The sequence below is a fragment of the Micromonospora sp. CPCC 205546 genome, assembly GCF_036902715.1.
Classification (GTDB): domain Bacteria; phylum Actinomycetota; class Actinomycetes; order Mycobacteriales; family Micromonosporaceae; genus Micromonospora.
Window position 1 is genome coordinate 1 of the sequence record NZ_JBAKHL010000141.1, and the last position, 4,665, is coordinate 4,665.

Annotated in this window: 6 protein-coding genes and 2 pseudogenes; 5 read left to right on the forward strand and 3 right to left on the reverse strand. The window is 75.7% G+C overall.

Annotated features, from left to right (window positions below; genetic code table 11):
• Positions 1–335: pseudogene (locus V6U77_RS29590) on the reverse strand (hypothetical protein); the annotation flags it as partial.
• A gap of 27 nt (positions 336–362) precedes the next feature.
• Complete coding sequence (locus V6U77_RS29595) at positions 363–581, reverse strand: hypothetical protein (protein ID WP_334610032.1); 219 nt, start codon at positions 579–581, stop codon at positions 363–365.
• A 120-nt stretch (positions 582–701) separates the two neighbouring features.
• On the opposite strand from V6U77_RS29595, the gene V6U77_RS29600 reads away from it, so the two are divergent.
• The 3 genes from V6U77_RS29600 (at position 702) to V6U77_RS29610 (ending at position 3,001) form a co-directional block, all read left to right on the forward strand.
• Entirely contained in the window at positions 702–1,169 is a 468-nt protein-coding gene (locus V6U77_RS29600; RefSeq protein WP_334610033.1) for a GNAT family N-acetyltransferase, read from the forward strand.
• 113 nt (positions 1,170–1,282) lie between these two features.
• The gene (locus V6U77_RS29605) at positions 1,283–1,759 is read left to right on the forward strand and encodes a GNAT family N-acetyltransferase (RefSeq protein ID WP_334610034.1); all 477 of its coding nucleotides are present in this window, start codon (positions 1,283–1,285) and stop codon (positions 1,757–1,759) included.
• Positions 1,760–1,855: 96 nt separating this feature from the next.
• A complete protein-coding gene (locus tag V6U77_RS29610) occupies positions 1,856–3,001 on the forward strand; it encodes a polysaccharide pyruvyl transferase family protein (protein ID WP_334610035.1) in 1,146 nt (381 codons plus the stop codon).
• A 9-nt stretch (positions 3,002–3,010) separates the two neighbouring features.
• On the opposite strand, the gene V6U77_RS29615 is transcribed toward V6U77_RS29610, so the two are convergent.
• A complete protein-coding gene (locus V6U77_RS29615) occupies positions 3,011–3,217 on the reverse strand; it encodes a hypothetical protein (RefSeq protein WP_121400365.1) in 207 nt (68 codons plus the stop codon).
• A gap of 83 nt (positions 3,218–3,300) precedes the next feature.
• Between V6U77_RS29615 and V6U77_RS29620 the strand changes: the two genes are divergently transcribed.
• Both V6U77_RS29620 and V6U77_RS29625 read left to right on the forward strand, forming a co-directional pair.
• The gene (locus tag V6U77_RS29620; RefSeq protein ID WP_334610036.1) at positions 3,301–3,822 is read left to right on the forward strand and encodes a DinB family protein; all 522 of its coding nucleotides are present in this window, start codon (positions 3,301–3,303) and stop codon (positions 3,820–3,822) included.
• An 82-nt stretch (positions 3,823–3,904) separates the two neighbouring features.
• Positions 3,905–4,665: pseudogene (locus V6U77_RS29625) on the forward strand (ATP-dependent helicase); the annotation flags it as partial.

Genomic DNA, 4,665 nt, shown 5'->3' on the forward strand with positions numbered 1-4,665 from the left:
CGCCCGACCGCCGCGCGGGACGGCTCCGGTCGACCGGTGTCCGGGGCGCTCAGCGCGCCGGCCGGCGAACCGGCGGTCCCCGCGTCCGCGTCGCCGGCCGGCGCCGGCACGGACGCCGGGACCCGGGCTGCCGACCCGTCGCCGGTCGCCGCCGGTCCGACGCCCGGGACGCAGGTCGTGCCGGCGGACGGCGGCGGGGCGACCCGACCCGACGCGCCCGATGCCGTGCCGGGCGGGGCGCCGCCATCGCCGACCGGCGCGCCGTCCAGGCCCCCGGCCGCGCCCCGGCCGAGCAGCGCACCGGAGGTGGCCGCGGCGTTCACAATCTCCGCCACCGCCCACGTGCGGTGCGGCTCGGACACCTACGCGCTCGTGGTGCAGGCCGCCGGCAGCGTCACGCTCAGCGACGCGGAGGTGCGCTGGACGCCCGCCGGGGGCAGGACGTCGACCCGGGCCCTGACGGTGGACGGATCGGCGGCGCGGGCGACCGTCGGACGGCTGCGCGCACCGACGCTGACCTGGTCGGTACGGGCGACCGCCGCAGACGGCCGCACGGCGCAGAGCCCGACCCGCACGGTCACCGACCCGTGCGTACGGCCGGGATAGCCGGGACGGCCGTGCAGCGGGGACGGTCGCGGACAGACCGTCCTGTTTGTCCTTGCCGGACGGCCAGGTCCGGACGGCTGAAATACCGTGTCGGGGTGACGCTGAGACTGGAGCCGATGACCGACGAGCAGTACCTGCGGTACCGGCAGCGGGCGGAGGCGAGCTACGCGCGCAACATCGCCGAGTCCGGCGCGATGCCGGCGCCGGAGGCCGAGGGGAAGGCGCGGGAGGACTACGCGAAGCTCCTGCCCGACGGCCTGGCCACGCCGGGCCACCATCTCTGGACGGCCTACGACGGCGACGACGAGATCGGCATGCTCTGGCTGCACGTCGAACGCAGGTCGGACGGGCTCCACGCCTTCGGCTACGACTTCGAGGTGCGAGCGGACCTGCGGCGCAAGGGCCACGGGCGGGCCATGATCCAGGCCGTCGAGCAGCGGTGCCGGGAGTGGGGAGTCCGCTCGATCGGTCTGAGCGTCTTCGGCTTCAACCTGCCCGCGCGGACGCTCTACGAGCAGATGGGCTTCGAGGCGACCGCCATCCAGATGCGCAAGCACCTGTAGCCCACGAGAGCACGGGGGCGGTGGAGGTGTTCCATCGTCACCGCGCCTCGGCAGGGCCGGCGTGTCCCGGCAGGTCGGCGCCGCCGACCGGTGACCGGAGAGAAGGAGGCGTGGTGGATCTGGTGCCGATGACGGCCGAGGAGTTCGCGCGGTTGCGGGACCCGCTCGTCCGCTCGTACGCCGAGGCGATGACCACCGATCGGGGCCTGACCCCGCAGGCGGCCCTGGAGCGGGCCACCGCCCAGCTGCGGGAGTTCCTCCCCGACGGCGTCGACACGCCCGGCGCCCTGCTCCGCACGGCGCGGGTGGGTGACGACGAGGTGGGGTGGATCTGGGTCGCGCTCCCCGGCGGCCCCGCCGGGGACCACACCGCCTGGCTCAACAACGTCGAGGTGCGTCCCGGACACCGCAGGCAGGGGCACGGTCGGCGGATGATCCAGCTCATCGAGGCGGAACTCGCCGCTCTCGGGGTGCCCGAGCTGGGGCTCAACGTCTTCGGGTCCAACACCGGGGCAATCCACCTCTACCACAGCCTCGGCTACCGGGTGGCCGCCCAGCAGATGACGAAGCGGATCACCCCACCCCGCTGAGCCGCGTTCAGGAGTGTTCCCCGGCTGAGCCGCGTGAGGAGTGTTCCCCCGCGCAGCGGGAAACCCGCCCCGCACGCACCTGGGGAGGAGCGACGGATGACGCATGGCGGCGGACTGACCATCGGTGTGCTCGGCTCGTACGGCGGTCGCAACCTCGGCGACGAGGCGATCCTGACCGGTCTCCTGGCCGATCTGCGGGAGCAGGAACCGAACGGACGGATCATCGTCTTCTCCCGCAACCCGGAACACACCCGGCTCGCCCATCCCGACGTGGAGGCGGTGCCGTGGGAGGGGATCAGCCGGACCGACTCGGCGCTGGTGCTGGCCCAGCTCGACGTGCTGATCCTCGGCGGCGGAGGCATCCTCTACGACCGGGAGGCCCGCCGCTACCTGCGGGTGGTCCGGGTCGCCCAGGAGCGGGGCCTGCCGCTGCTGACGTACGCGGTGGGGGTCGGGCCGCTCAGCGAGGGCGTGGACACGGGCATGGTGCGGGAGACCCTGGCCAGCGCCACCCAGGTGACCGTACGGGACCAGGAGTCCCGGATGGTGCTGGAGGAGGCGGGGCTGCTCAACCCGATCACCGTGACCGCCGATCCGGCGTTCCTGATCGAACCCGAGGACTTCCCGGCCGAACTGCTCCGCGAGGAGGGCGTGCCGGCCGGCACGCGGCTGGTCGGCATGAGCGTGCGGGAACCGGGTCGGGCCGCCGAGCGGCTCGACGTCGACGGGTACCACCGGCTGCTCGCCCAGATCGGCGACTTCCTGGTGCACCGGATCGACGCCTACGTGCTCTTCGTCCCGATGGAGCGCGACGACATCCGGCACTCGCACGGCGTGCTGTCGCACATGGTCGCCGCCGAGCGGGGCCGGATCCTGCACGGCACCTATTCGCCCCAGCAGGTGCTCGGGCTGATGCGCCACTTCGACCTGGCCGTGGGGATGCGGCTGCACTTCCTGATCTTCGCCGCGATGGCCGGCACGCCGTTCCTGCCCCTGCCGTACGCCGGCAAGGTCTTCGACCTGGCCCAGCGGCTCGGCGTGCCGGCGCTGCGCGGCGTGGAGCGGGAGGTCGAGGGTCCGCTGCTGGCCGAGGTCGACCGGCTCTGGGACGAGCGGGAGCAGCGGGCCGAGGCCACCGCCCGGCGCGTGGCCGAGGTGTGCGACCAGGCCCGCGGAACCTCCCAGGTCACCCGTGCCGTGCTGGACAGCCTGCGCGCCCGCACCCTGGCCCCGGCGGTCTGACCCGCCGGCTCAGACCGCCGGCCCGCGCCAGCGGTAGCACCACCGGTCGGCGTCGGCGTCCACGGACTCCAGCTCGTAGATCTCCGCCTCGGCCAGCCCCTTCGCGCCCAGGTGGTGATGGGTCAGCGGCGGGCGGCCGTTGGGGTCCAGTTCCACGGTGACGGTCTCGCCGTCGGCCACGCCACCCACCAGGGGGATCTCTGCCGTTGATGCCATGCGCCCATCCTGCCCCGCCCGGGGGCACCTCGCAGCGGATAGCGGGGCAGCGGGCCGGGACGTCCCGGCTCTAGGGTCTGTGGATGGCGGAGATGACGATCGATCCCACCCTCGGGCCGGTGCTGGCGCGCACCGCCGACGAGCGGGCCGTGCTCGAGTCGTTCCTCGACTTCCACCGGGGGATGCTGCTGCGCAAGCTGCGCGGGCTCTCCGACGCCGACGCGGCCCGCCGGCTGGTGCCCTCGGCCACCACCGTCGCCGGCCTCGTGAAACACCTGACGCACGTCGAGCGGAACTGGTTTCCGTGCCTGCTCGCTCCCGGTCCGGGCGAGGTCTACCCGACCTCGGAGGAGGACGCGGCGGCCAGCTTCGCGCTCGCCGACGGCGACACCGTCGAACGGCTCGCCGCCGCGTACGAGCGGGCCTGCGCCCGGTCCCGGGAGGTCGCCGGCCGCTTCGCCCTCGACCACGTCGTGCCGCATCCGCAGCTCGGTGAGGTCTCACTGCGCTGGATCCTGGTGCACATGACCGAGGAGACCGCCCGGCACGTCGGGCACGCCGACATCCTCCGTGAGCTGACCGACGGCGCCACCGGCGCGGTCTGAGCGTCGCTCCGACGGTGTGCTGCTCGGGGCGGCCGGGGCCGGCCCGATATCCTCGCCGGGGTCGTCGCGAGGAGGGGGACGCGTGCTGGTCGTCCACGGGGTCTGGCGCCCGGGCGTCGGTCTCGCCGTCTGGGCCGAGGACAGCAGGCTGCCGGCCCACCCGCCGCGCCGCCCGGGCCGGGCGCCCCGGGAACGGCCGCACCCGTTCGCCGCCGACCACGCCGCGCTCGCCGCCGCGCTGGCCGCGGCGGCCGAGCCGACCGGGCTCGGCACGGCCCTGCTCACCCTCCCCACCCGGGCCGGCGCGCCGCTGGACTCGCCGGAACTCGTCCGCCCCGAGGTCGCCGCGGCGGTCCGCGGGGCGGTCACCCTCGCCGGGTGGCGGGTCCCCGTCCTCCGGTACGCTCCCGACGCCGCGCTGCCCCTGCTGCGCGCCGTCGACACGCTGGCCGCCGTGCCGGGCGCGACCCTGCGCCACCTCGCCGAGCTGGCCGAGTTCGCGGTCGACCTGACGGCCCGGGGCCGGGTCCTGCCCGGCCTCGCCGAGGCGCCCCCGCCGCCGCGCCCCGCGGCGCCCGTCGCCCGGGCGGTGTGGCGACCGCTGCTGACCGGCACGGACGCCGCCTGGGCCCGGGCGCTGGCCCTGGCGCTGCCCCCGGCCGCCCGCGCCGCCACCGGACCGGACGAACCGGACGAAAAGCGCGGCCCCGGTGCCGCCGACGTGTCGGGCACCCCGTCCGGGGCGGACGCCGGGCGCCGCCGGGGCGGCCCGCGCGCCGGGCGTCACCCGCCCGCGCCGGGCAGCACCGACCACGCGCGGGGCAGCACCGACCACGCGAAGTC

Coding starts and splice junctions, on each gene's coding strand:
- V6U77_RS29610 (WP_334610035.1), top strand. CDS start 1,856: ATGACGCATGGCGGCGGACTGACCATCGGTGTGCTCGGCTCGTACGGC.
- V6U77_RS29615 (WP_121400365.1), bottom strand. CDS start 3,217: ATGGCATCAACGGCAGAGATCCCCCTGGTGGGTGGCGTGGCCGACGGC.
- V6U77_RS29620 (WP_334610036.1), top strand. CDS start 3,301: ATGGCGGAGATGACGATCGATCCCACCCTCGGGCCGGTGCTGGCGCGC.